This window comes from Photobacterium sp. SKA34, from assembly GCF_000153325.1.
Taxonomy (GTDB): Bacteria; Pseudomonadota; Gammaproteobacteria; order Enterobacterales; family Vibrionaceae; genus Photobacterium.
Map to the genome: position 1 here is coordinate 112,888 of NZ_CH724142.1, position 21,062 is coordinate 133,949.

The 21,062-nt window shown below is 38.8% G+C and carries 21 protein-coding genes and 1 pseudogene; 10 read left to right on the forward strand and 12 right to left on the reverse strand.

Annotated features, from left to right (window positions below; translation table 11 throughout):
• The first annotated feature begins 47 nt into the window (after nt 1–47).
• The gene (locus SKA34_RS09480) at nt 48–3,110 is read left to right on the forward strand and encodes an FAD-binding and (Fe-S)-binding domain-containing protein (RefSeq protein WP_006645298.1); all 3,063 of its coding nucleotides are present in this window, start codon (nt 48–50) and stop codon (nt 3,108–3,110) included.
• Nucleotides 3,111–3,183: 73 nt separating this feature from the next.
• Here SKA34_RS09480 and aqpZ read toward each other — a convergent pair whose 3' ends face one another.
• The 3 genes from aqpZ to SKA34_RS09495 all read right to left on the reverse strand — a co-directional run bounded on the left by aqpZ (nt 3,184) and on the right by SKA34_RS09495 (nt 5,909).
• Nucleotides 3,184–3,873, reverse strand: coding sequence for an aquaporin Z (gene aqpZ / locus SKA34_RS09485; protein WP_006645300.1), 690 nt, complete (start codon nt 3,871–3,873; stop codon nt 3,184–3,186).
• Nucleotides 3,874–4,107: 234 nt separating this feature from the next.
• Nucleotides 4,108–4,923 (reverse strand): UDP-2,3-diacylglucosamine diphosphatase, encoded by an 816-nt coding sequence (locus tag SKA34_RS09490; RefSeq protein ID WP_006645301.1) that lies wholly within the window; start codon nt 4,921–4,923, stop codon nt 4,108–4,110.
• 101 nt (nt 4,924–5,024) lie between these two features.
• Entirely contained in the window at nt 5,025–5,909 is an 885-nt protein-coding gene (locus SKA34_RS09495) for a LysR family transcriptional regulator (RefSeq protein ID WP_006645302.1), read from the reverse strand.
• A 158-nt stretch (nt 5,910–6,067) separates the two neighbouring features.
• Between SKA34_RS09495 and SKA34_RS09500 the strand changes: the two genes are divergently transcribed.
• The gene (locus tag SKA34_RS09500; RefSeq protein ID WP_006645303.1) at nt 6,068–6,748 is read left to right on the forward strand and encodes a cation transporter; all 681 of its coding nucleotides are present in this window, start codon (nt 6,068–6,070) and stop codon (nt 6,746–6,748) included.
• A 71-nt stretch (nt 6,749–6,819) separates the two neighbouring features.
• Here the strand turns inward: SKA34_RS09500 and SKA34_RS09505 are convergent, their stop codons facing one another.
• Nucleotides 6,820–7,299: an NYN domain-containing protein gene (locus SKA34_RS09505; RefSeq protein WP_005368538.1), complete on the reverse strand. Its 480-nt coding sequence runs from the start codon at nt 7,297–7,299 to the stop codon at nt 6,820–6,822.
• Between the two features lie 221 nt (nt 7,300–7,520).
• Here SKA34_RS09505 and SKA34_RS09510 point away from each other — a divergent pair, with 221 nt between their 5' ends.
• Entirely contained in the window at nt 7,521–8,264 is a 744-nt protein-coding gene (locus tag SKA34_RS09510; protein WP_232284263.1) for a YggN family protein, read from the forward strand.
• 175 nt (nt 8,265–8,439) lie between these two features.
• Nucleotides 8,440–8,595: a hypothetical protein gene (locus SKA34_RS23340; protein WP_006645305.1), complete on the forward strand. Its 156-nt coding sequence runs from the start codon at nt 8,440–8,442 to the stop codon at nt 8,593–8,595.
• A gap of 42 nt (nt 8,596–8,637) precedes the next feature.
• Here SKA34_RS23340 and SKA34_RS09520 read toward each other — a convergent pair whose 3' ends face one another.
• Together SKA34_RS09520 and SKA34_RS09525 are read right to left on the reverse strand one after the other, a co-directional pair.
• Entirely contained in the window at nt 8,638–9,633 is a 996-nt protein-coding gene (locus SKA34_RS09520; protein ID WP_006645306.1) for a phospholipase A, read from the reverse strand.
• Nucleotides 9,634–9,807: 174 nt separating this feature from the next.
• Nucleotides 9,808–12,174: a YgiQ family radical SAM protein gene (locus tag SKA34_RS09525; RefSeq protein WP_006645308.1), complete on the reverse strand. Its 2,367-nt coding sequence runs from the start codon at nt 12,172–12,174 to the stop codon at nt 9,808–9,810.
• Between the two features lie 205 nt (nt 12,175–12,379).
• Between SKA34_RS09525 and SKA34_RS09530 the strand changes: the two genes are divergently transcribed.
• The 3 genes and pseudogenes from SKA34_RS09530 to SKA34_RS23605 all read left to right on the forward strand — a co-directional run.
• The gene (locus tag SKA34_RS09530) at nt 12,380–12,634 is read left to right on the forward strand and encodes a YhfG family protein (protein ID WP_006645309.1); all 255 of its coding nucleotides are present in this window, start codon (nt 12,380–12,382) and stop codon (nt 12,632–12,634) included.
• A gap of 2 nt (nt 12,635–12,636) precedes the next feature.
• The gene (locus SKA34_RS23600; protein ID WP_006645310.1) at nt 12,637–12,819 is read left to right on the forward strand and encodes a hypothetical protein; all 183 of its coding nucleotides are present in this window, start codon (nt 12,637–12,639) and stop codon (nt 12,817–12,819) included.
• A 12-nt stretch (nt 12,820–12,831) separates the two neighbouring features.
• Nucleotides 12,832–13,227 (forward strand): annotated as a pseudogene (locus SKA34_RS23605) (Fic/DOC family protein); the annotation flags it as partial.
• 84 nt (nt 13,228–13,311) lie between these two features.
• Here the strand turns inward: SKA34_RS23605 and SKA34_RS09540 are convergent.
• Nucleotides 13,312–14,571, reverse strand: a complete 1,260-nt coding sequence (locus SKA34_RS09540) for a mechanosensitive ion channel family protein (RefSeq protein ID WP_006645311.1) — start codon at nt 14,569–14,571, stop codon at nt 13,312–13,314.
• Nucleotides 14,572–14,690: 119 nt separating this feature from the next.
• Between SKA34_RS09540 and SKA34_RS09545 the strand changes: the two genes are divergently transcribed.
• Nucleotides 14,691–15,458, forward strand: coding sequence for a ribonuclease H family protein (locus tag SKA34_RS09545; protein WP_006645312.1), 768 nt, complete (start codon nt 14,691–14,693; stop codon nt 15,456–15,458).
• Nucleotides 15,459–15,471: 13 nt separating this feature from the next.
• Here the strand turns inward: SKA34_RS09545 and SKA34_RS09550 are convergent, their stop codons facing one another.
• The 3 genes from SKA34_RS09550 to SKA34_RS09560 all read right to left on the reverse strand — a co-directional run bounded on the left by SKA34_RS09550 (nt 15,472) and on the right by SKA34_RS09560 (nt 18,482).
• Nucleotides 15,472–15,810, reverse strand: a complete 339-nt coding sequence (locus tag SKA34_RS09550; protein ID WP_006645313.1) for a hypothetical protein — start codon at nt 15,808–15,810, stop codon at nt 15,472–15,474.
• A gap of 110 nt (nt 15,811–15,920) precedes the next feature.
• The gene (gene dcuC / locus SKA34_RS09555) at nt 15,921–17,288 is read right to left on the reverse strand and encodes an anaerobic C4-dicarboxylate transporter DcuC (protein ID WP_006645314.1); all 1,368 of its coding nucleotides are present in this window, start codon (nt 17,286–17,288) and stop codon (nt 15,921–15,923) included.
• Between the two features lie 315 nt (nt 17,289–17,603).
• On the reverse strand, nt 17,604–18,482 hold the full coding sequence (locus SKA34_RS09560) for a LysR family transcriptional regulator (RefSeq protein ID WP_006645315.1): 879 nt from the start codon (nt 18,480–18,482) through the stop codon (nt 17,604–17,606).
• A gap of 158 nt (nt 18,483–18,640) precedes the next feature.
• Here SKA34_RS09560 and SKA34_RS09565 point away from each other — a divergent pair, with 158 nt between their 5' ends.
• Nucleotides 18,641–19,849 carry an MFS transporter gene (locus SKA34_RS09565; protein ID WP_006645316.1) on the forward strand — a complete coding sequence of 403 codons (1,209 nt, stop codon included), beginning with the start codon at nt 18,641–18,643 and terminating at the stop codon, nt 19,847–19,849.
• A gap of 55 nt (nt 19,850–19,904) precedes the next feature.
• Here the strand turns inward: SKA34_RS09565 and SKA34_RS09570 are convergent, their stop codons facing one another.
• Nucleotides 19,905–20,321 carry a PPC domain-containing protein gene (locus SKA34_RS09570; protein WP_006645317.1) on the reverse strand — a complete coding sequence of 139 codons (417 nt, stop codon included), beginning with the start codon at nt 20,319–20,321 and terminating at the stop codon, nt 19,905–19,907.
• 174 nt (nt 20,322–20,495) lie between these two features.
• On the opposite strand from SKA34_RS09570, the gene SKA34_RS09575 reads away from it, so the two are divergent.
• Nucleotides 20,496–20,678, forward strand: coding sequence for a hypothetical protein (locus SKA34_RS09575; protein WP_006645318.1), 183 nt, complete (start codon nt 20,496–20,498; stop codon nt 20,676–20,678).
• Between the two features lie 6 nt (nt 20,679–20,684).
• Here the strand turns inward: SKA34_RS09575 and SKA34_RS09580 are convergent, their stop codons facing one another.
• Nucleotides 20,685–21,041: a hypothetical protein gene (locus tag SKA34_RS09580; RefSeq protein ID WP_006645319.1), complete on the reverse strand. Its 357-nt coding sequence runs from the start codon at nt 21,039–21,041 to the stop codon at nt 20,685–20,687.
• Nucleotides 21,042–21,062 lie beyond the last annotated feature (21 nt).

Sequence of the window (21,062 nt, forward strand, 5' to 3'; positions counted from 1 at the left end):
GACACGACTCCGCTATAAGTGATAGCGTACATTGGAGAAGGAGCACAATGTTACCAGCATTAACCCATCAGCACAGTATCGAGCAACTGGTGCTGTCATTCCTTGACGATTTATTCGCGGCAGGTTTTCGTGGTGAGATAGAGAAAACCTATGCGAGTAGACTCGCTGTTGCGACGGATAATAGCGTTTATCAAGTTATTCCTCAGGCGGTTGTCTTACCGAAAGATATCGATGATCTGGTGTTAATTGGTCAAATTGGTCAACAGAAAAACTATCAAAAAATCACTTTTTCTCCTCGTGGGGGCGGTACGGGAACTAATGGCCAATCATTGACACCCGGTGTGGTTGTCGATATCTCACGCCATATGAATAAGGTACTGGAAGTTAATCCTGAACAAGGTTGGGTTCGAGTACAAACAGGTGTCGTAAAAGATCAACTTAACGATACGTTACGTCCTCATGGCTATTTTTTCTCTCCTGATTTATCAACCAGTAACCGTGCTACCGTGGGCGGTATGATCAACACTGATGCTTCGGGTCAAGGGTCGTTAAAATACGGAAAAACGTCTGATCATGTATTGTCGTTAACGGCAGTCCTTGTTGATGGCTCAGTATTAAAAACTGAAGCATTAAATGAGGTGCAAATAGAGTCGATAACAGGTGATGATCTCGCTGCAAAAGTTGTTAAAACCTCTGCGCAAATATGTCGTGAAAAACGCCAGCAAATTATCGATAAGTTTCCACCTTTGAATCGCTTTCTAACGGGTTATGATTTAAAAAATGTTTATGACGATGAACTAACACAATTTGATATTGGTCGTTTGTTGTGTGGAGCAGAAGGTTCGCTTGCGTTTATTGCAGAAGCGAAACTGAATATTACGCCAATCCCGAAATCACGTACGCTTGTAAATATTAAATACGATAGTTTTGATTCAGCGCTACGTAATGCGCCAATGATGGTTGAAGCTAAAGCGCTATCGGTAGAAACCATCGATTCCAAAGTATTGAATCTCGCAAAACAAGATATTGTTTGGAACACTGTTAGCGATTTATTAACCGATGTTCCTGGCAAGGAAATGCTTGGAATCAATATGGTTGAGTATGCAAGCAACGATATTGCCGAGAATCAACAACAAGTGAAAGCATTATGTGAACGACTCGATGCCATGATAACGGCGAATGAAGCAGGCATTATTGGCTATCAAGTCTGTGAAGAGCTGGCGAGCATTCAAAAAATTTACACTATGCGTAAAAAAGCTGTGGGTTTGTTGGGGGCAGCAAAAGGTAGTCAAAAACCTATCGCATTTGCTGAAGATACCTGCGTACCTCCTGAAAACTTAGCTGATTTTATTGCTGAATTCCGTCAGCTACTTGATGAAAAACAATTAAATTATGGCATGTTTGGCCACGTTGATGCGGGGGTTTTACACGTTCGCCCAGCACTTGATATGTGTGATCCTGAGCAAGAGCGCTTGATGAAAGAAGTCTCTGATCAAGTTGTTGAGCTGGTGGCAAAATATGGAGGATTGATGTGGGGCGAGCACGGTAAAGGTTTCCGCTCTGAATATGGTCCGGCTTTCTTTGGTGATGAGTTATTCACAGAATTACGTCGTGTAAAATCAGCGTTTGATCCACACAATCGTTTAAACCCGGGTAAAATTTGTACGCCATTAGAGAGCGATGATCAATTAGTGAAGGTTGATGATCGTAAGCGTGGTTTTTATGATCGCCAGATCCCTGTAACAACGCGAGATAGCTTTAAACAAGCGATGGAATGTAATGGTAATGGCTTGTGTTTTAACTACGACACAAGCTCACCGATGTGTCCATCGATGAAGATCACCGCAGATCGTCGTCATTCTCCGAAAGGGCGGGCAGGGTTGGTTCGTGAATGGCTACGTCAATTAGCAGAGCAAGGTGTTAATGCAGACGAGTTAGAACATAAGTTATTGACTACGACACCGACGATTAAACAGATTATCGATCGTCTAAAAAATACGTATGGTAAGCGCCGTAAGCAATATGATTACTCTCATGAAGTGATGGAAGCGATGAATGGCTGTCTAGCATGTAAAGCTTGTGCAAGCCAATGTCCAATCAAAGTAGATGTTCCAAGCTTCCGCTCCCGCTTTATGAATATCTATTACAGCCGCTATCAACGCCCAGCTAAAGATTATTTAGTTGCGTATGTTGAATACTATTTACCCTTAATGGCGAAAGCACCTGGGGTGATGAACGCCTTAACACGTCTGGAGTGGTCGAAAAAACTCACTGAAAAAGCGATTGGGTATGTTGATATGCCGTTATTGTCATTGCCGACATTAACTGAGCAACTTGATGGACACCATGCACTGCGTTTTGACCTGCAATGGTTACAAGCGTTATCAGAGCAAGAGCGTAAGAATTATGTACTGATTGTTCAAGATCCGTTTACCAGCTTCTATGATGCCGAAGTGGTAAAAGATTTTATTCTCTTGACTGAAAAGCTGGGCAAAAAACCAATTTTGGTGCCATTTAAACCAAATGGTAAAGCACAGCATGTAAAAGGGTTCTTGCGCCAGTTTGCTAAAACCGCTCGTAATACCGCTGATTTCCTAAACCAATTAGCTGTGCTGAATATTCCAATGGTAGGTGTTGATCCTGCACTTGTGCTTTGTTACCGCGATGAATACGCTGAAGTATTAAAAGAAACCCGTGGTAACTTTGAAGTGTTAACCGCACATGAGTGGTTATTACCATTACTGCCAGAGTTAAAGCAATATCAAGCGACAGATGAAGAACCTTGGTACCTCTTTGCTCATTGTACTGAAAAAACCAAGATGCCTAATGCTGAAAAGCAGTGGGGAACGATATTTAGTCACTTTGGTATAGCGCTTCAATCTGTTGCTGTTGGTTGTTGTGGTATGGCTGGAACATTTGGTCATGAAAAAGATAAGTTAGAGACCTCTAAAGGGGTATATAATTTAAGCTGGAAACCAAATATCGAGCAACTTGATAATTCACGTTGTATGGCAACGGGCTATTCTTGCCGAAGCCAAGTAAAACGTTTTGAGCACATTAAGTTTAAGCACCCAGTACAAGTGCTATTACAAACGGTGCAAGAAGTTTAATTATTAGATTAAGCAAAGATACTAAAAAAGCGAGCTGATGCTCGCTTTTTTAGTGTTTGATATAATAACGATATTAGTCGTTATTTGGTGCTAACCAACGGTATATCCAACCAGCTAGAACCGCACCGATAAGTGGCGCAACCCAGAACATCCAAAGTTGAGATGTTGCCCAATCGCCAACAAACAAAGCAGGACCTGTACTACGTGCAGTGTTAACCGATGTGTTTGTTACAGGAATACTGATTAGGTGAATAAGTGTTAGGGCAAGACCAATGGCTAAACCTGCCATTTGTGGTGATGCTAGTTTGTGGGTCGCACCTAAAATCACAAATAGGAACATAAACGTCATGACTACTTCAGTAACGAAAGAAGATAATAATGAGTAGTGACCAGGTGAGTGTTCACCATAACCGTTCGATGCGAAACCGCCAGCTAGATCGAAACCAGCATGACCACTTGCAATAACGTAAAGTACAGCAGCACCAGCGATACCGCCAAGTACTTGAGAGATAATATAAGGTACAACTTCACCAGTAGGGAAACGATTACCAGCCCATAGACCAACAGTCACTGCTGGGTTTAAGTGGCAGCCAGAAATATGACCAATCGCGTATGCCATAGTTACAACAGTCAAACCGAATGCTAGTGCTACACCGAGGAAACCGATGCCTAAATCAGGATAAGCAGCAGCCAGAACCGCACTACCACAACCACCTAGTACTAACCAGAATGTACCGATAAACTCGGCAACCAATTTTCTCATCATATTTCTTTTTCCTTATTTTATAAAAACGACGCACATAATGGGTTAAAAACACCGTTCAATCTAGCTATGTCCATATATTTTAAAGATAAATTATCATTATTTATCTTAATTCAGCTGAATTCACAGAAGTGAATGACTTACAATAAGCATAATAAGTGTAGCAATCGTTTTGTAATTGTCTGATGTAAATTCATTAATCAATAAGTTATGTGTTACTGGTCCCATTAATGACTAGGCGACATTTTTTTTAAGTGGCTGTTTTTTATTCTGATTAAATAATTTACGACTATCTGTAATTAATTCACAATGGGTATCTGTCCAATGTCGTAGTTGTATTGCACCATCATGGGTTTCAGTTAAAAGGGTGCAATTTTCGACCCAGTCACCGCAATTGGCATACATAATACTGTCACAATATTGAAGGTCTGGCTGGTGGATATGGCCACATATAATCCCATCAACCTGATTATTTTTAGCATGATTAATTGCAGCTTGACGAAAACGAGCAATAGCTTGATGCGCCTTATCGACCCGTTGCTTTAAGTATGTAGCTAAGGACCAATAAGGTTTATTTAATTTTCGGCGAATATGGTGTAGCCAACGATTGAGAAAAAGTAGGAAGTCATAGCCTTTATCACCTAAATAAGAATGAAAGCGATTAATGGTAATCAAATCATCAAATTCATCACCGTGTAACGCCAGTATTTTATTTCCAGTCGCAGTGGTATGAATATATTGGCGTTCGAGTTGTATATGACCAAAATCATAGTGAAGAAAGTCACGGATTTTTTCATCGTGATTCCCTGGAATATAGATTATCTTACAACCGTGGTGTGCTTTATCGAGTAATAGGTTTAGTAATGCATTATGGCTCTGAGGCCAATAAGAACGATTTTTTTGAGACCATAAATCAATAATATCACCAACTAAAATAATGGTTTCAGCTTGGTTATGTTCAAAAAAGTTGAGGAGATAATCAATTTTACAATCACGGTTACCTAAATGGAGATCAGATAGCCATAAGGTGCGATAGGTATTGATATTCATGATTCTTAAACACTCTGTTTAGGATGAATTTTTACGCTATCGCGGTTTTATGACTTTTCAGTGGCTATTTGATTAACTTCTAATGTTGCTTTTTTATGCTTCTAATCACTTTCATCAAACAAGTAAGCTTCTATTTGTTCTGAAAGCCATTTTATAACTGGTGTACGGCGTGATTCGGTTTCTACTACCTCACCATAAGCTTGCCAGTTCATGGCTCGGTTATACTTGATGACTTTAAGTGTGCCGTCGCGCAAGTAATGATTAATGAGAATTGCAGGTAAATAAGACCAACCAGTTTGATCTAACACCGCATCTCGAAGGTGCTCGTAAAACGATAATGCAATGTATTTACCAGCCTTAGGTGTAACAATTTTCAGACTTTCTTCATCGATATAGGCAACGGCAATTTCAGTAAAACGCTCAAGATCGGCTGCTGTCACTTTACGTAATTGACTAAGTGGATGATCTTTATGGGCAACGGACATCATGCGAATTTGACCTAAATGGATCTGATTCACACGTGAAAGCTGATGGGTATCTGGTAATAACCCATAGGCGACATCAACAAGATTTTGGGTCACCATTTCTTCTAGCTCTTGTGGTGGAGCGCTATAAATAGAGACACTGGTTTGTGGGAATTGTTTACGAATATCACGTAGTAGTTTACGCCACACAGATTCTGGTAATGAGTCATCACGTGCGATACGAATGCTGGATTCAACACCAGCTAAATGCTGATCACAGCGGGTTTCAATATCACGGGCAATAAGTAGCATTCTTTCGAAATCATTAGCAATTGCATCACCGATACCAGTAGGAATTATTTGGTTTCCTGTTCGATTTAAAAGCGCAATACCGAGCTCATCTTCCAGCGCACTTAAAGCAGCACTGACGGTAGTTCGACTTTTTCCTAACTTTCGTGCGGCTTCTGCAATAGACCCTGTCTTAATTGCATATAAATACATTTCAATTTGATTAGTTCTCATGCAGATTTTTGCCTGTTAAATATACCAACCTATATGCCAATATTAGCGACGAAAAAACTGTCGCTCAGTGATTATATTATTAATTTAAGTCACAGTATTATGTACCTAGGATAATTCAACAACAAAAAACGACGAATAATTTGTCGATTGAGGTATATATGTCTAGCAAGATACAACAAGAGCGTGGATTGCTATTGTTGTCAACAATATCATCATTTTCATTTGCGGTAATAGGGATTGTTTTAGGGTCTATTGTTGGCTCGTTAGTAATTGTGTTTGATGGTGCCTATTCACTCGTCAGCTTAGCCTTAACCATGTTATCACTGGGTGCAGCGCATTATATTCATAAGCCTGAAGTGGATAAGACAACCCCTCAATTTGCAATGATTGAGCCTGCGGTAATTGCGATTAAAGGTTCTGTTATTGCCGTTATGTGTTTATGGTCATTTTATTCAGCCGTTGAAGCAATTTTAGCGGGGGGTCGTGATGTCAATGCGGGCGTTGCACTTGCATTTGGTATGGTAAGTGTTACTGGTTGTTATGCGACTTATCGTTATATTAAGTTGAAGAGCGAGAATATTGAATCAGCGTTAGCAGATGCTGAAGCAAAACAGTGGATTATGGACACTGTGATTAGTGTTGCTGTACTTGCTGGTTTCTTTATCGCTAAATTATTAATGATGACGCAATATGCTGGATATGCAGTCTATGCCGATCCAACAATGGTTGTATTAGCGTCGGTTTATTTCATTATTGTTCCTGTAAAAATGGTATGGCATTCAGTACACGAACTATTAGAAATCCATGGTCAGCCAATGGCACATGTAATGAGTAAATAAAGAGAGTAAAAGAGATAAGGCCAGTTTTATTGTTTGATAGAGCTGGCCTTATTTATTAAGGTATATAGCGACTAACGTCCAAGTAACAGGGTATCTTCAATTTCGCGGTAATGTGTTGCGGTATTGATAAGTGATGTCGCCGTTAAGCCCGGTACGCCATACACTTCTACCTTGGTATTATATTTGGTCTGTACTTTATCCACTAATAAATCAAAGTCACCATCGCCTGATAGTAAAATAATACGATCAGCATCTTGTGCATGCTCGATAACATCTAGTGTAATACCCACATCCCAATCTCCCTTAGCAGAGCCATCACTGCGTTGGATAAACGGTTTTAGTTTTACTTCAAAGCCAATCGCTCGCAGAATATTTTGAAACTGTCTTTGCTTTTCATCTCCTTTATGGATGGCATAAGCGTAAGCTGCGATGATTTCTCTATCTTGTGATACTTCCGCCCAAAAAGCATTGTAGTCGAAGTTAGCGCGATACTTTTCTTTTACGGTGTAGTAGATGTTTTGTACATCAACAAATATTGCAACTTTTTCCACGAGAATTCCAAATCGGTTGAATTTAAAAGCTATGTTGAAGAAATGATGGGGATAATTCAACTGTTATTGAACAATGTGCTGTTATTATTAGTTTTTTATTCAAAGAAAGACAACAAGTCGTTACAAGTAACAAATCGCGATAGAATATGGAGTGAAAATGGAAAACTGTGGTCTTAATAAAAAGGCAATCATTCGCCTAGATGATTTCAAGAGATAAAGTGATGAACAAGTTATTGATCGGCATACTGCTATTAATTTCAAACTCAGTATTTGCACAGAGTTGTCCTGTGGATGTGCCAAATCCAATTCACATTGATAATGGTAATATTTCTGTCTATGAACAAGGTGAGCCTAAGTTACTGATTAATAAAAGTAATGAAGTATATGTTAATGGTGGAAAAGTTGATTTAACGGCAATGCAGCAAAAAGCAGTCGAGGCCTATAGCCAGAATGTTCAGACTTACCTACCGCAGATGGCACAACTAGCACAAGAAGGCGTTGGAATGGCATCAGACGTATTGGGTGAAGTTGCCAATAGTTTTGATTCACAGGATGCGTTTAAAAACGTTGAGATCTTAATTGCTCAGTTTGGTCAGCAAGCTCATGGGAAATTTTATAATCAGCAAGGTGAGTTTGTTATGCCTGCTGATGTGTTTTCTAATATGGATACTAATTGGAAAACCGAGTTTGAATCGGCAATGAAACAAGTCAGTGTTCAATCGTTAGCGAGCTTATTTGCAGCGCTTTCTGATGAAATGAAAAATGGTAATGTGGATTTTACACAACTTCAGTCAAAATTTACTGCATTAAAAACACGATTAGGCGAACAAATGACACATCGTAGCCAGCAAATGAAAGTAAAAGCAGATAGTTTATGTGGTTCAATTGACGGTTTGGCTGAGCAAGAGAAACAACTTCAACAAGTGATACCGCAATTAAAAGGTATTCCAATGTTTGAGATTTAATCTCTCTTTCATATATCAAAATAGCGCTGCTCTGCGCTATTTATATTTGCGTGTTTTTTGTCCTAAATATGAACTATGTGTTAAGCTAAAAAGATAAAATAAGTAATAAGATCGTGTATTTAAAGGAAGATTTATACATCATTAAAGAACGCACTTTGACCAATAGGGGATAAATATGTTGAAGATTGTTGTGATAATTGGTCTATTACTGTTTGCTTATTGGGTTATGCGCTATATGTCGCCTACGAATCAAAGAAAGGTTGTTGTAGGTCTTTTTTCCATATTAGGTAGTGCTGCAATTATCTTTATGGGGTTTGAATTATTTAGATGAAACAAGCATGACGCTTCTTAAAACGTCATGCTTATACATATTTTATAAAATATCGGTCAAGGCAATACCCACACCAATACGTTGCTGTTTGTGGTTATAATCAACCAAATTTTCACCGTAACCCGTTGAATATTTAGTATATCCACGCAATTTACCCCATAATGGGAAGGTCAACCCGATCTCACCATAGCCTTTATGAGAAGCAAAGTTTTCTCGTCCAGTAAAGCTGAACTCATAGTCATCCCATTTGTAAACCACACCGACTTGGTAATGTCCCATGTAATCTTCGATATCAGGGTTATCATCACCAGATGGCGAGAGAGGTTCTTTTTTCTTGTCCTCCGGAATACGCCACCATGGTCTAAATGAGAATGCAAAGTTTCCTTTTTCAAAGATAAAGTCGGTATATACACGATTCCAACTTCTAGATAACCCTTGTGTACGACCATTCGATTGGTGCTCGATTCCCAATGTAGCCCAAGTATTGCCACCAAATGGGGTCCATGGTGTTGGTGCTAAGTAAAACATTTCAGGTCGATAGTTAGTCTCTCTGAATGGGCGTGAAACCCCACTTGCGTAAACCTGCCAATAAGAATTGAGCGTAAAAGCAAGGAAAAGACCATCGCCATCAATTAATAGATCATCGTAATTTAGCGGCGTTTTGAAACTAATCTGGAATTCGGCTTCTGCATTTTTAAAGTGGTTACCCCATTCTGTACCTTTATAAGCTTCATGGTTAATGCTGTCGGTTATAGACAAAGGAAGGAAGTAGTTCATACGGTGCGGTGTGATCACAAAGGGTTCAAAGCTCGTTTCACGTTCGCTTTGTAATCGCTGAGTGATCATGGGTTGATCTTTTACCGTTTTAGAATGAGTAACAATGGATTTACAGCGAGAACGGATTTGATTCACTGTTAATTCACCACTTTGATTTTTTACAGCATTTAACAAACACGCTTCATAATCATCATCTGAAGCATAAGTTAAGGCGGGCGTGGTAAGTAACGTGAATAAGCAGAATTGAGTAATAGATTTCACAGCGAATTGACGTCCTTGAAATAAATAAATTAGTTAATAATAAATAAAATATGTTTATTTATGCTATTAATGTCAATAAGTTCTTATGATACATGGAAATTGTCAACATACGATTAAATAAAAACGCTGCATTGATACAGCGTTTAATACTAATATAGTTGACGATGTGTCAGTTTATGCACCAGCTCGACTGCGTGTCGGTTTATTTGGTCGCCCCGCTTTTCCGTTGCGATTTGTATTGCCTGCTGGTTTGCCATTACGGGCACCTGCATTGCTGCCATTATTAGGGCGCTTATTGCCGTTTGTCTCACTTCGGTTGCCTGTTCCAGCAGGTTTACTATTAGCCGTAGGTCTTCCATTGGCTGAAGGTTTACCTTTTACTGTTGGCTTTCCGTTACGCGCTGTTGAGCTACGCTTTCCGTCTTTACGAATATCAGGTTGATTTGGGTGCTTAGTCGCAAATCGCTTAGCACCATGGCGACCCGAGCCACGACGCTCTGCTGGCGTTAGCTCAGCTTCAGTACCTGGTGGTGGAACTAAACAGCTTGAACGATTACCGATTAAATGTTTTTTACCCATCGAAATTAGCGCGTCACGGATCAATACCCAGTTAGCTGGATCATGGTAACGTAATAGCGCTTTGTGTAAGCGACGCTGACGCTCACCTTTGGCAACTGATAAATCTTCGCGGCCTTTATATTTCACTTTCTTCAGTGGGTTTGTTTCAGAGTGATACATCGCCGTTGCATTACACATTGGTGACGGGTAGAAGTTCTGAACCTGATCACACTGGTAGTCATTTTGCTTTAACCATAAAGCAAGGTTAAGCATGTCTTCATCAGTAGAGCCAGGGTGTGCTGAAATAAAGTAAGGGATCAGGTATTGCTTCTTGCCTGCTTCCTGACTGTATTGTTCAAACATTTCTTTAAAGCGATCAAACGTACCCATACCAGGCTTCATCATCAGATCAAGCGTGCCTTTCTCGGTATGTTCTGGGGCAATTTTTAAGTAGCCACCAACGTGGTGAGTCACAAGTTCTCGAACATACTCTGGTGATTCAACTGCTAAGTCATAACGCACACCTGACGCAATCATAATCTTTTTAATGCCTTTTAGATTACGCGCTTCACGATACAGATCGATAGTGTGTTTATGGTCAGTATTTAGCTTTTCACAGATCTTAGGGAAGATACATGATGGACGACGACAGTTGGCTTCTGCACGTTCATCAGAACAGCCTAAACGATACATGTTTGCTGTTGGGCCACCAAGATCAGAAATGGTACCCGTAAAGCCTGGTACTTTTTCTTGAATATCTTTAATTTCGTTCAAAATAGATTCTTTTGAACGGTTTTGGATGATTCGACCTTCGTGCTCTGTGATTGAACAGAAAGAGCAACCACCAAAACAACCACGCATGATATTAACCGAAGTTTTGATCATATCATAAGCTGGGATCTTTGCTTTGCCGTAGCTAGGGTGTGGCACACGCGCAAACGGTAAGCCGAAAACGAAATCCATCTCTTCAGTTGATAGTGGGATCGGCGCACGGTTTACCCAAAGCTCACGATCAGCGTGTTTTTGAATTAGAGCACGACCAGAGTAGGGGTTGGTTTCTAAATGCATCACACGACTAGCGTGGGCATAGAGAATACGGTCATTGGCTAATTTTTCATATGATGGTAAACGAACAACTGTTGTTTTTGCATCGTGACGTGATGGTTGTACACGTACTACTTTGGCTTCGTTTTTTTGTTCTTGTTTATTCGTATCACAGTTTTCTTCGGTCGCGTATGGGTTTGGCATTACCATTGCGCGGCCGGGCTTTTCAATACGTGAAGAGTCAATTTCTTTATACTCTTCAGGAGCCTCTTTCACCATTACCGCAGTACCAGCGATACGCGTTAATGACTTAATATCTTCGCCATTACCCAAACGGTGCGCGACTTCAACCAGCGCACGTTCAGCGTTACCAAACAATAAAATATCGGCTTTTGCATCCATTAATACTGAACGACGCACTTTGTCAGACCAGTAATCATAGTGTGCAAGACGGCGAAGGCTTGCTTCAATACCACCTAATACAATAGGAACGTCTTTAAATGCTTCACGACAGCGCTGAGAATATACGAGTACTGCACGATCGGGACGTTTGCCCCCTTCATTGTTCGGGGTGTAAGCGTCATCATGACGAAGCTTACGATCGGCGGTATAGCGGTTGATCATCGAATCCATGTTACCTGCAGTAATACCAAAAAAGAGATTCGGTTTACCCAGTTTCATGAATTCGTCTTTATTGTCCCATTTAGGTTGGGAAATAATACCAACACGGAACCCTTGGGCTTCTAAAAGGCGTCCAATTACCGCCATACCAAAGCTAGGGTGGTCAACATAGGCATCACCAGTAACAATAATAATGTCACAGCTATCCCAACCTAAAGCATCCATTTCTTTACGGCATGTTGGTAAAAATGGCGCTGTGCCATAGCATTCAGCCCAATACTTAGGATAGCTATCAATAGGTGTTACTTTCGTGTGCATGTTTTGACCTCTATATTTTGAGGCGGGAATTATAACGGTTAGCGGTATCACTGACTAGCCCCTATAAAACCAGATATTTTTTAAGGATAAATCACTACTGAAACATCATTTTTATAATAGTTAACTATGCTAAAAATATTTCATATCGAACGTTAAATTAAATATATAGATGAACAATAAATTATAAAACATAAAAATGTTTACAATGGACGAAAAAAGAGAAGAGAGAAAATGGATGAAGAGTGATGAGCAGGAGAATAAAAAGTTATCAATATTAACAAGCTTTACAGACAAACATGCATATTGCGAGAAAGTTAAAATGGCTAATTTTACGCAAAGTATGCGGTTAGAAGGTTATGACATTAGTGTGCCTTCAAAGATAAAGAGTACTCGAGAGCGTAATGCATTGCGAATGCAACTTATTAGGTATTATCAACAAGAGAACACTGAAAAGGTGTAAATGTGGACGATAAGTACGGTACAGACCAAGATCCATATACTTACGAAAACTCTGATGTATTGATTAATAAGCTCAATATTAGAGATGAAGCTTTATTTGATGAGGCAGAAACTCAATTTAATATATTGGCGGCGATGGGAATTGAATTTGATACGCCACCTTATGATTTCGCGTATTTTTGTTAGCTTCACAAATGGCTTTTTGATGATTTATTTGAGTGGGCGGGTCAATGTCGTAAGATTGATATATCAAAAGACGATACACGTTTTTGTCACGTAAGCCGTTTACCACAAGAAACAACTCGTATATTTAACCAACTTGAAGCTGAACACTATCTGGTAGGGTTACCATTTGATGAGTTGATTGAGCGACTGGCACAATATTATTGCGATATTAATGTATTACATCCATTTCGAGAGGGAAACGGTCGGACACAGCGGATACTGTTTGAACATATCGTCATTAATTGTGGTTATAATATTAATTTTAGTGGTGTAACGGCAGAGCAGTGGCTTAACGCTAACATTCAAGGGGTCGTGTGCAACTATAAACCGATGCAGGATTTGTTCAGACGCTGTGTGATAGTGCCTTAATGTACTAGCAACTTTCAGATAAAAACAGCAAGCTATACGCTGAGTGTATAACGTTAAATCGCTTGCCATTTTTAAGTTCGATAATTAAAAGTTTTGTTTTTTAGCAATAGTCTGTTGTTCCATTGCTGTAATTGGCTGCAAACTTCTAATATCTGACGAAGCAGGGCTTTGGTAAACCGATAGACCAAATTTAGGGATCATCGCAAAGACATGATCAAAAATATCTGATTGCACATCTTCATAAAAAGCCCATCGCGTATCATTCACAAAAACATAAATTTGGATAGGTAATCCATTAGGTGTCGGCTCTAATTCACGCACGAGAAAAGTCATATCCTGACGTATTTGAGGATGTTGTTTGAGATACACATCAAGATAACCTCGAAATATCGCGACGTTGGTTAAGCCAGTATTTGGTGGTAGGTTTTGTTTTTTCTTTGCCAGAATTGCAGGAACAAAATCTATTGTTGCTAACTGTGCTTCATCATTGCTGTCGATAAACTTGATGGTATCAATATCGATTAACACAGAACGTTTAATACGACGACCACCAGATTCTTGCATTTGACGCCAGTTAATAAAGGAATCTTGAACAAGCGCATATGCAGGAATATTTGTCACGGTGTTATCCCAGTTTTTAACCTTTACCGTGGTTAATGAGACCTCTTCAATACTGCCATTAGCACCATATTTATCCATTTGGATCCAATCACCCACTTTTACCATTTGGTTTGCTGATAACTGGATACCAGCAACAAAGCCTAGAATAGTATCGCGGAAGACTAATAACACTAAGCCTGTCGCAACACCTAAGCCACTTAAGAAATAAACGGGAGAGCGATTTGTGAGCACTGAAATAGCAATGATAAAACCAATTAAAAAGATGATTAACTTAAATAATTGAACAAAACTTTTTATAGGTAGATCACGGCTCATTAATTTGATGTCAGCAATATCATTACTGGCATCTAAAAAAGCATAACTACTTCGAATAAGAGCCAAAATAAGCCATAAACTTAGAAGACGGTCTATTAATCCACTAAGGATAATATGTTGATCAAGCACTAATGGGATGAGTAAGTTAAGCACAACGGCAGGAATGATAAGTGACAGTTTTTCAAATACCGCATGTTTGACGATCACTGAACCCCATGAGGCTTTTGAACGCCTAAGCATGGCATTAACAATTTTCAGTAATCCCCAGCGAACGATCACATAAGAAATAAAAGCGGCCCCACAACACAATACTAAGAAAAAGACCGTTGATATATTGTCATGTGGTTCAATATTGACACCAATTTCGGATAAAATGTGGGCAATATCAACTCTAATTTCCTTGCTCACAGGCTCACTCCACTTAATAACGTTTAAACAATAAATTATTACCGCATCATACCTGAAAAAAATAGCTAATGACTGTTAGTATATAACTGAATACTTAATGATATGTGCTGGAGATTGGTGTGGCGAAAAAGTTTTATGTTGTATGGCAAGGACGAGAGCCTGGAATATATACTGATTGGACGAGTTGTAAACAGCAAGTGGACAAGTTTACTGGCGCTAAATACAAATCATTTCCTAGCCAAGAAGAAGCAAAAGCCGCTTTTAATGGTAAAGCCTCTGTATATCGGACATCAACCGCCACAAAAAATGTCTCGAAAGCAGTCAAAACCAGTAAAGGATCTCTGACTGCAGAGCAAGTACATGCGGTTAAAGCAGAGATTAAAATCTTCACAGATGGAGGTTGTGATCCTAATCCCGGTAAAGCAGGCTCAGGTTTAGCCCTGTATAGAGAAAACCATTTAAATGAGTTGTGGTTTGGTTTATATAATCCGAAAGGTACCAATAATACCGCTGAATTAAATGCGTTATATCAAGCATTACTCCAAGCTGAAAAGTATATTGCTGGTGGAATAAGTGTCGCGATATTTTGTGATTCACGTTATTCGATTCAGTCCATTACCCAATGGGCGGTATCATGGAAAAAGAATGGTTGGAAAAAATCAGGAGGAGAGATCAAAAACCTAGATTTGATCCAACTAATGTTTGAGTGCTATCAGACAATTAAAGATATGCTCCAGATTTACCATGTGAATGGACACGTAGGCATCGAAGGCAATGAATTAGCTGATAGGATGTCTATTCTTGCAGTAGATGAGCAAGAGGTTGCGTTTTCGCTATATCAGTATCCCTTAGATATTAAAGCGATTTTAGCACTACGAGCGGGCTAAAATCGGTGATGCATTATTCTTGATTGTTTAGTAAAGCGAGCATACGTTCAATGTTCGCTTTTTTATTTCCGTTATTTCCCATCATTTCTTGATTGCCTAACGCATAGAGCCAATCTTCAATCGCATCGCCATCAATATCGTCACGAAAATTGATCAAATTAGCCCATTGCTCAAGATCGTTATCATCAATCTCTTGTGTTAAGTATTTATTCAGTACTTGAATTAGCAAAGATTTAGTGACAACAAATGGTGTATCTTGGGCTGATGACTCTGCATTAAGATAGACAGAAAAGGCGCTGTCACGTTCAGAGCCAAAACTCATAATTTGATAAATAGCTTGTTGTTTATCCACTGTCATTATCTTTAATCGATGATTGAGTCGTTATTCTGCCGTTTTAGAAGCAATTAAAAAAGCCTGTAGTTCGCTCTACAGGCTTGAGTTTTTATAATGCTCAGTTTCTATTAAGCGTACATAGGTACAAGCACGACAGTACCTAAAATAACGGTGATTAAGCCACAAACTACAGGAACAACAGTACGTTTAACCACATCGAATGGGCTGATTTTAGCCATACCAGATGTTGCTACAATAACACCTGATACTGGTGAGATAGTTCGGCCTAAGTTTGATGCTTGAAGCATAGGGATGATAAGGAATGCAGGGCTTAAACCTAACTTACCCGCAAGTTGAGGTGCAAGTTCAACAAAGGCATAGAAAGGTGCATTACCCGAGCCTGTTGCAATTGCAGCGGCAACAGTTAGTGCTGTTAGTAATAGCATTAGAGCGACGCCACCGGCACCGGCTTTATCGGCTAAGGCTAGTAGGTTATCAATGGCACCCACAGACATTAATCCTTGCGCAAACACACCTGCTGCGACTAATAGCATAACTACGCCTTTGAATGCATCACCCATACCGGCGTAGCAAGATTCTAGGTTTTCAAGTGTAACTTTACCGTTCAAACGATTAGTCAGAAAATCGACAATCGCACCAATGGTAATAGATAACACAACAATGGTGTAAATATCGATTTTTAGACCAGGGATAGTTTCACCGTTGAATAGGAATACCCCAATAATTGGCATGAAAGGTAAGATTGAGTAATACCCAGGAGCCTTTACTTCCATTTCAGAAATATCAACACGCTCCATTGGTGTGTTGTTTTTCTTATCAAGATATTTGTTCCAGAAGTACGCCGCTGCCGCCATTACAATAATAGCACTGATAGAAACAGGTAATACGGTTTCAACGGCAAAGACATGTAATGGTAAGCCCGCCTTTTCCGCTGCAACAACTACATCACCTGACGTTGGTGATAAAATGATTGCAGCAGGGGATGCGCACACTGCCGCAGCTGCTGGGCGAGAAATACCCATTGCAGTCATCATTGGGAATAGTGTCGCCATTAATAATACGCCAAGGCCAGTTGCAGAGCTCACAGCCAGAGACATTAAACAAGCAACAATATAAGCTGCAACTAATAATACGTAAGGCGATTTAATAAATGACAAAGGTTTTGAAAATTGTTTAACCACGACATTATTAGCACCAATATGGGTCATGTATGATGCGAAGCCACATAACAACATGATTTGTAGACCTAAGCCGCCGCCACGGTACTGCAGCATGTATTTTACATATTCAAGAGAATCGGTGAATAAATTACCGGTTGAGACAACTTTTTCAGGTAAAACAGAATGCCCTAATAAGCCTGCAATAATTAATAACGAAACTCCTGCAGTTAATAATACTCCTGCAGCTTTATATCCTTTTACAATGTAATAGCCAACGGCGATGGTGATCACCAAGCCTATTAATAGCTCCGTCATGAAGACTCCTTATTTTAAATCTAAAGATAGAAAATTATTACTGAATAATAGTTTTTGCTGCGAGTAATTTAACTAAAAATAAAATTATTAACGAGGTTTTATCAGAAAACTTATGATCTAAAGCAGTATTTACCGTTTATTGTTAATTATTTGCTGTGTAAATGATAATAATATTTTCTATCAGTGGTTATTTGACGTTAAATATTGATATTCATATTGTTTTCTATTAAAAGATAATAAGATTTAATATCAGATCGATTAATAAAATAAAGCGACTTAACTATTTAGTTGTTGAGTGGTCTTTATATAATGTAATTATTGTTGGCAGCAGTGCTGCTTTACATAATCAATAAATGCTTGATCTGCTATTGATAAATATCCTGTTTTACGCCATGCCATTACAATATCAAGCAAGATCGGTTCTTCAAAAGGAATAGGGATAAGCTTTGGTTCATACTCTGTCACCATTTCTAACAATGTAGTGATGGCGAAATCTTGTCTCACGATTTTAAAAATCATCGCCAGTAAGTTAGTTTCAAATGAAATGTTAGGTGTGAAATGGTATTTCTCACAGATGCTATCGATTGTTTCTCGATGAAAATAACCATGTTTAAACATCACTAGCTCTTGGTTAAAAAAATCAGCAAAAGAAAGGGATTTATATTTTGATAATTCATGATTTTCTGAAACAACAGCAACCATTTGTGATTTTAATAGTGGCTCTGGATGCAATGAATCAGGCAGATCATGATTAATGATTACACCAAAATCTAACTCGCCATCAATGATCATTTTTCTAATTGATTGAGTGCCAGCTTCAACAATACTGAGCTTTAAGTTTGGGTATTGACTTTTAAAGCCCATAATAATTTCAGGAAAGAAGTATGATCCTAGCATGCTTGGAATACCGACACGTACTTCTCCTTTTTCTAATCCTCGTAATTCAGCCATTGCAGTTTGTGCATCATGAATTTTTTGAATAATCACTTTTGCATGAAGAAGTAATACTTTTCCTTCATTAGTCAATTCTACTTTGCGTTCATTGCGTGAAAATAAGCATAAGCCCAGTTGTTGTTCTAGCTTTTTGATTGTCATACTAAGCGCGGGTTGAGCAATGTGTAACTTTTCAGCTGCTCGCGTAAAATTATTTGTTTCTGCTAGTGCGACAAAATAGGTAAGTTGTCGAGAATCCATAGCTATAAACCAAAGTTATTATGATTATATATATTATATATTTTCATTATTACAAGGCAATTGATACCGTAAGTGTCACTTGATAGATAATTCTTTCCTACGTTAATGCTTACATCAATGTTTGAGCGTTGTATTGAGCATGAATTTCTGGTGAATACATGATTGAACTTCATTCATCACATTATAAAAAAGCCTGTTTTGCTCTGGCATTAGGTTCGTTTATTGTGTTTTGTAACCTTTATTTATTTCAGCCAATGCTGCCGCTTATGGCACGAGAATTTGGAGTGAGTGCGACAGCTATTAATTGGGTATTAGCGGCAACAACATTAATGTTAGCTGTGTGTTTGATCCCTTGGGCGATTGCTTCTGAAATTGTCGGACGGCGTGTGATTATGTTAATGAGTTTGTCATTATTACCTGTCGTTGGCTGTATTATGGCTTTTAGTAATAGCTTAATCACACTCACGATTTTAAGGGCGATAATGGGGGTTTCTGTTGCTGGTTTTATTGCTGTTGCTGTTGCTTATATGGCAGAAGAGTTTACTCCAAAAGCGCTTATGGTTGCAGTGGGGAGCTATATTAGTGCTAATTCATTAGGGGGGATAGTGGGGCGATTATATGGCGGTATTATTAGCGAGCATTTTAGCTGGCATCTCGCCGTATTAGGGTTAGCTGGTTTTAGCTTGGTTGGTGCAATCATTGTGATTAAGTTATTACCTAAACAGCAACACTTTAAGCCTAATCGTCAAGGTTTTCGCATTCATGGTAAGCATTTGGTACAACATATAAAGCAACCGTTACTATGGATAGCGATGTTGATTGGCGGTATTAACTTTGCACTCTTTGTTAACCTTTATTCTGTCTCTGGTTTTAGATTGGTCGCTGCACCATTTAATTTACCATTAAGTTGGGCTGCCTTAATTTTTCTTTGCTATTTGAGTGGAACATTAACAGCACGACTCAGCGGTAAATGGGCGAACAGATTTAGTCCTGTGAGTGGCATGTTTTTTGGTAGTTTAGTTAGCTTACTGGGCATGTGGTTAGGTTTGGTTGAAGCACGTGCAATGATCCTCATCAGTTTGTTACTTATTAGTTCTGGCGCGTTCTTTACTCATTCACTGGCTTATGCATGGGTGAGTAAACATGCACAAGTTGCTAAAGCTACAGCAACAGCGATGTATCTAGTGCATTACTATGTAGGCGGAAGTATAGGGGGCTTTTTATTAATTTACTGTTGGCAGCATGGTCACTGGGAAAGTGTCGTTGCAGGTGGAACGGTACTTTATAGCGTAATGTTTATTTTATGTGGATTATTAGCCCGAGAAGCTGAAAAAAGTAAAACGCACATGATAGATCAACTTGGATAAAGGTTTCGGGCATATTGTTTGTACGTTCTAGCGAGGATCTATAACGTACTTTTAACTATTTTATTTCAATCGATAATGTGAAATCACTATGCTCACCACGACGAGCAAAAGCACGATATTGACCAACACGAATGGTGTATTTACCGCTGTATGGCAAAGTATAAGCGCCCTGTTTGTTGAGTGATTCAGAGTATTCACTGAGATCAACGCCTGATTCTAAGTTCTGATTAGATAGGTTAATCCATAATTTGGTACTTTTTGTAAGAAGTTTTGCTGTTAGTGCCTGCCCTTTTTTTGCATAAAAAACATAATCATTAAAATCATAGCCTGTTATTTTTGCCGGATATTCAGCACTAGTTGCCCCTTTTTTAAAGCGTACGTCCTGTGTTTTATTTGCTGCCAAGGCAGGAGATGAAAAGAAGCTAAAACATAAAACAAAAATAGTGAGTGATAAGCGGGAAAAGAATTTCATAGTCCTGTCCTGTAAAGAGAGATAAAGCTTATTGTATGATTATATCAGGGTATTAAAATGATGATAAATCTATCGATAGACAGTTATGCTGATATATAAAAATTTTATATATACTCTATGCAAATATTAAGGTAAGTTATGTGAAATTAAGTGTATATGGACAGGTGCATTAAAATGGAAAATAAAATAAAAGATCTTACCGTAAAGCAGCGCTTGCTACTGGCTCAGCAAGGATTATTTATTCGCATTTTATCGACAGATTCTGATCGCCGAGTACGAGCAGCTGCAACAGAATATAATCTTGATATATTGATTGATGATGATGCTGCTTTTGATGCGCTTATGAAATTAGATTAAATACTTTTATTTTATTTTCTCAACGACAGAATCTAATAATGTTGAACCATGATAAATTTTAAAACTGAGAAAATTAACAAACGGATATTGTTTATTTAAAATCGCTTTATCTGAGTGCATATTTTTTAGCATTTCTTTCGCTAAACCATGTAGCTGTTCTGAGTTAAAAGAAGCTGGGTTATATTGATAACTATAGGTTAACGTTTGCTCTGAACAATTAATGACATAAAAGGCATCAATTCCTGAGTCGTTGGTTTCTAGTGTATTTTTACCCGACGGTATGTCAGCGCAAGAATAAATAGCGGAAAATGCAGTTGTACTGCTAAGTAGTAATAATAGTGGGAGTAGTTGTGATTTGTTCATATAAACCTCCTGCAGTTTGAA

Bases quoted from the DNA above. Each gene is read 5' to 3' on its own strand.
- SKA34_RS09480 (WP_006645298.1), top strand. From the start codon at position 48: ATGTTACCAGCATTAACCCATCAGCACAGTATCGAGCAACTGGTGCTG.
- aqpZ (WP_006645300.1), bottom strand. From the start codon at position 3,873: ATGAGAAAATTGGTTGCCGAGTTTATCGGTACATTCTGGTTAGTACTA.
- SKA34_RS09490 (WP_006645301.1), bottom strand. From the start codon at position 4,923: ATGAATATCAATACCTATCGCACCTTATGGCTATCTGATCTCCATTTA.
- SKA34_RS09495 (WP_006645302.1), bottom strand. From the start codon at position 5,909: ATGAGAACTAATCAAATTGAAATGTATTTATATGCAATTAAGACAGGG.
- SKA34_RS09500 (WP_006645303.1), top strand. From the start codon at position 6,068: ATGTCTAGCAAGATACAACAAGAGCGTGGATTGCTATTGTTGTCAACA.
- SKA34_RS09510 (WP_232284263.1), top strand. From the start codon at position 7,521: ATGAACAAGTTATTGATCGGCATACTGCTATTAATTTCAAACTCAGTA.
- SKA34_RS23340 (WP_006645305.1), top strand. From the start codon at position 8,440: ATGTTGAAGATTGTTGTGATAATTGGTCTATTACTGTTTGCTTATTGG.
- SKA34_RS09525 (WP_006645308.1), bottom strand. From the start codon at position 12,174: ATGCACACGAAAGTAACACCTATTGATAGCTATCCTAAGTATTGGGCT.
- SKA34_RS09530 (WP_006645309.1), top strand. From the start codon at position 12,380: ATGGACGAAAAAAGAGAAGAGAGAAAATGGATGAAGAGTGATGAGCAG.
- dcuC (WP_006645314.1), bottom strand. From the start codon at position 17,288: ATGACGGAGCTATTAATAGGCTTGGTGATCACCATCGCCGTTGGCTAT.
- SKA34_RS09560 (WP_006645315.1), bottom strand. From the start codon at position 18,482: ATGGATTCTCGACAACTTACCTATTTTGTCGCACTAGCAGAAACAAAT.
- SKA34_RS09565 (WP_006645316.1), top strand. From the start codon at position 18,641: ATGATTGAACTTCATTCATCACATTATAAAAAAGCCTGTTTTGCTCTG.
- SKA34_RS09570 (WP_006645317.1), bottom strand. From the start codon at position 20,321: ATGAAATTCTTTTCCCGCTTATCACTCACTATTTTTGTTTTATGTTTT.
- SKA34_RS09575 (WP_006645318.1), top strand. From the start codon at position 20,496: ATGGAAAATAAAATAAAAGATCTTACCGTAAAGCAGCGCTTGCTACTG.
- SKA34_RS09580 (WP_006645319.1), bottom strand. From the start codon at position 21,041: ATGAACAAATCACAACTACTCCCACTATTATTACTACTTAGCAGTACA.